Source organism: Dietzia sp. Cai40 (assembly GCF_014145165.1).
Lineage (GTDB): Bacteria > Actinomycetota > Actinomycetes > Mycobacteriales > Mycobacteriaceae > Dietzia > Dietzia natronolimnaea.
On the sequence record NZ_JAALEB010000096.1, the window covers coordinates 1 to 4038 of the forward strand.

General features: G+C 70.2%; 4 protein-coding genes. 2 read left to right on the top strand and 2 right to left on the bottom strand.

The genetic code is table 11. The features are described 5' to 3' along the window. Window positions 1-499: SDR family NAD(P)-dependent oxidoreductase (locus G6022_RS04685; RefSeq protein WP_182691077.1), on the bottom strand; the 499-nt coding region annotated here is incomplete at its 3' end. A gap of 74 nt (window positions 500-573) precedes the next feature. After that, window positions 574-2049 carry an aldehyde dehydrogenase gene (locus G6022_RS04690; protein ID WP_179525952.1) on the bottom strand — a complete coding sequence of 492 codons (1476 nt, stop codon included), beginning with the start codon at window positions 2047-2049 and terminating at the stop codon, window positions 574-576. 74 nt (window positions 2050-2123) lie between these two features. On the opposite strand from G6022_RS04690, the gene G6022_RS04695 reads away from it, so the two are divergent. Next, on the top strand, window positions 2124-2696 hold the full coding sequence (locus G6022_RS04695) for a TetR/AcrR family transcriptional regulator (protein ID WP_179525951.1): 573 nt from the start codon (window positions 2124-2126) through the stop codon (window positions 2694-2696). A gap of 8 nt (window positions 2697-2704) precedes the next feature. Next, window positions 2705-3919: a cytochrome P450 gene (locus G6022_RS04700; protein ID WP_095717621.1), complete on the top strand. Its 1215-nt coding sequence runs from the start codon at window positions 2705-2707 to the stop codon at window positions 3917-3919. Window positions 3920-4038 lie beyond the last annotated feature (119 nt).

Sequence of the window (4038 nt, forward strand, 5' to 3'; positions counted from 1 at the left end):
GGGTCAGGCCGTTGACGCCCACCTTGGCCAGGCCGTAGAAGCCGGAGTAGAGCCACGCGGCGGTCGAGGACTGGTTGACGATCGCGCCACCGCCGGCCGCCGCCATCTTCTCCCAGCAGGCGCGGACCATGAGGAGCTGGCCGTTCATGTTGACCTGCATGAACTTCTGGTAGTAGTCCCACGGCACCGTGATGAGGAAGTCGAGCTTCATGCCGCCGAAGATCGCGGCGTTGTTGACCAGCATGTCCAGCCGGCCGTACTTCTCCACGGTCGCCTCGGCGCACGCGTCGGCCGAGTCCGGGTCCGAGACGTCGGTGTGCTGGAAGAAGGCCTCGCCGCCGGCGGCGACGATCTCCGCCGCCACGCGTTCGCCCTCGGTGTCCGAGACGTCGGCCACCACGACCTTCGCGCCCTCGGCGGCGAGCGCCTTGGCGTACTCCTCGCCGATTCCGCCGGCCGCGCCGGTCACGATCACGGACTTGCCGTCAAAACGTCCCATGTCTGTATTCTCTGCTTCCTTGGTGTGGCTTGATATGGCGTGATGCGGGTGGTGGCTCGGGTGCGGGCGGCGCGTCAGGCCGGGGTGGCCACGGACTTGGTCTCGAGGTACTCCTCGAAGCCCTGGCGGCCCATCTCACGGCCGATGCCCGACTGCTTGTAGCCGCCGAAGGGCACGTCGGCGCCGTACCAGACGCCGCCGTTCACCCCGAGCGTTCCGGTGCGGATGCCCGCCACGACCCTCTCGACGCGGCCGAGGTCGGCGCCCCAGACGGCGCCGGAGAGGCCGTAGGGGGAGTCGTTGGCGATCCGGACCGCGTCGTCGTCGCCGTCGTGGGGGATGACGACGAGGACGGGGCCGAAGATCTCCTCCCGGGCCACCCGCGCGGAGTTGTCGAGTCCGGAGATCAGGGTGGGCTCCACCCAGAAGCCCTTGGCCTTGTCCTCGCCGGAGGGGCGCCCGCCGCCGATCTCGACGGTGCCGCCCTCCTCGACGGCCAGTGCGATGTACCCCTCGACCCGCTCGCGCTGCAGTTCGGAGATCAGCGGACCGCACAGGGTGCCGGGGTCGGTGGGGTCGCCCGGTGCGAAGGCCGCCATGGCGCCCTTGGCCGCCTCGACGGCCTCGTCGTACCTCTCGCGGGGCACCACCAGTCGGGTGGTGAGGGCGCACCCCTGGCCGGCGTGGGTACAGGCGTTGAGGGCCGTCATGAAGCAGGCGGCGTTCAGGTCGGCGTCGTCCAGCACGACCGCGGCGGACTTGCCGCCCAGCTCGAGGAAGACCTTCTTGAGGGTCTCCGCCGCGGCCACCATGATCTTCTTGCCGGTGGCGGTGGACCCGGTGAACGAGACGAGGTCCACGCGCGGGTCGGTGGTCAGCAGGGCGCCCACCCCGTGGTCCGAGGACGAGACCACGTTGAGCACGCCCGCGGGGATGTCGGTCTCCTCGGCGGCGATCCGGGCCACGGCCGCGGCGATGAGCGGGGTGTCGGGTGCGGGCTTGAGCACCACGGTGCAGCCCGCGGCCAGCGCGGGCCCGATCTTGGCCAGGTTGATCTGGTTGGGGAAGTTCCACGGGGTGATGGCTCCGACCACGCCGATCGCCTCCCGGCGCACCGAGCGATGGGAGCGCACCCCCATCACCTCGGACTCGCCCAGCTCCTCGACCCACTGGTAGGCGTCGACGAGGTCGGCGAGCCAGCCCAGGTCGGCCACGGGGCCCTCCAGCTGGGGCCCGGTGGTGAACATGTGGGGGGCGCCCACCTCGGCGATGGTCAGTGCGCGCAGCTCCTCGGTGTGGGACTGCAGAGCATCCCGGAGTTGCCGCAGACACGCCGCACGGAAGGCATGATCGGTGGACCACGTGGTGGTGTCGAACGCGGTTCGGGCCGCCTCGATGGCGGCGTCCATGTCCTCGGGGCGGGCGTCGGCGGCGCGGCCGATCAGGTCCTCCGTGGCGGGGTTGAGGACGTCGAACGTGCCGCCCCCGGAGGCCGGGCGCAGCTCGCCGCCGATGAGGAGCGGGGCGTCGTAGGTGGTGCTCGTCGTCACGGGGGGCCTTCCGTCGGGTGCGGGTGGACAACTGTCTAGACGATAGTCCGGCGAGTGGTGTACTGTCCAGACACATGTCCAGTGACGTTCGTTTCGAATCCACGCGAAGGCGCCTCAACGGCCAGCAGGCAGAGACCGTCGACCGCCTCACCAGCGCCGCGGTGGAGGTGTTGCGCGAGAAGGGGCCGGGCGGGCTCGCGGTCCGGGCCGTGGCCTCGAGGGCCGGCGTCGCCCCGGCCACCGCGTACACCTACTTCTCGTCCAAGGGCCACCTCATCGCCGAGGTGTTCTGGCGACGCCTGCGTGACCACGTCACCGAGGGCGCCGGCAGCGGCACCACGGTGGACAGGGTGGTGGCGGTCCTGCGGGACGTCGCGATGTTGGTCGCGGACGAGCCCGAGCTCTCCTCTGCGGTCACCGCGGCCCTGTTGGGCGACGACCCGGAGGTGTCCCACCTGAGGATCCGGATCGGCGCGGACATCCGACGCCGCCTGACGGCCGCGCTGGGTGACGAGGCCGACGACGAGGTGATCGACGCCCTGGAGATGGTCTACGCGGGCGCGCTCGTCCGCGCGGGCATGGGCTATGGCTCCTACTCCGACATGGCGGACGCCATCGAGTCCGCCGCCCGACTCATCCTGAGGTGACCTGAGACATGACCACCGCGACTCCAGCCCCGCTCGTGTTCAGCCCGTATGACTACGCCGTACACGAGGATCCGTACCCGTTCTACTCCCGGTTGCGGGCCGAGGCCCCCGTCTACCACAACCCGGATCTCGACTTCTGGGCGCTGAGCAAGCACGCCGACGTCCGTGAGGCCTTCCGTGCGCCCGACGTGTTCTCCAACGCGATGGGGGTCTCCCTCGACCCGGCGGCGTACGGACCGCACGCCTACAAGACGATGTCCTTCCTGGCGATGGACGACCCGAGGCACGCCCGGCTGCGCAAGCTCGTGAGCAAGGGCTTCACCTCCCGACGGGTCGACGCGCTCTCCGAGGGGATCGAACGGATCTCGCGGCAGTACTGGGACGAGTGCCTCGACAGGTCTCGGGACGGCGGCGAGTTCGACTTCGTCCAGGACTACGCGGGCAAGCTGCCGATGGACGTCATCTCCGACCTCATGGGGGTGCCGGAGTCGGATCGCGACGAGCTCCGCCGGCTCGCGGACCTCGTCATGCACCGCGAGGAGGGCGGTCAGGACGTGCCCGAGGACTCGATGGTCGCCGCCTTCGACCTCATCGCCTACTACCAGGGCATGGTCGCCGACCGGCGGAAGCAGCGGACCGAGGATCTCACCTCGGCACTCATCGACGCCGAGATCGACGGGGAGAAGCTGGACGAGGACGAGATCCTGTCCTTCCTCTTCCTCATGGTGGTGGCGGGCAACGAGACCACCACCAAGCTGCTCGCCAACGCGATGTTCTGGGGCCACGAGTACCCCGACCAGTCGCGACTGGTGATCGACGACCCGGAGCGGGTGACCGACTGGGTCGAGGAGACCCTGCGCTACGACACCTCCAGTCAGTTGGTCCTGCGCACCACGACGCAGGAGGTCACGGTCCGCGACGTCACCATCCCGGCCGACCAGAAGGTGCTCCTGCTCATCGGCGCGGCCAACCGCGACGAGGAGGTGTTCGAGGACTCCGGGGCCTTCCTCCTGGGCCGGGACACCTCCGCGAGCCTGAGCTTCGGCCAGGGGCCGCACTTCTGCCTCGGCGCGCACCTCGCGCGACTCGAGGGGCGGATCGCGCTCGACCAGATCTCGCGGTCCGTCACGGGGTACGAGATCCTGCCCGGCGCCGAGCGCGTGCACTCCTCCAACGTGCGTGGCTTCGCCCGCCTGCCCATGCGCGTCGAGGTCAGACGCTGATGAGCCTGAAGTTCCCACCGCAGCGGGACGCGGCCGACCGTCCCGCCCTCGTCACGGGCGCCTCCTCCGGTATCGGTCGCGCCTCCGCGGAGGCGCTGGCCGCACTCGGGCACCCCGTG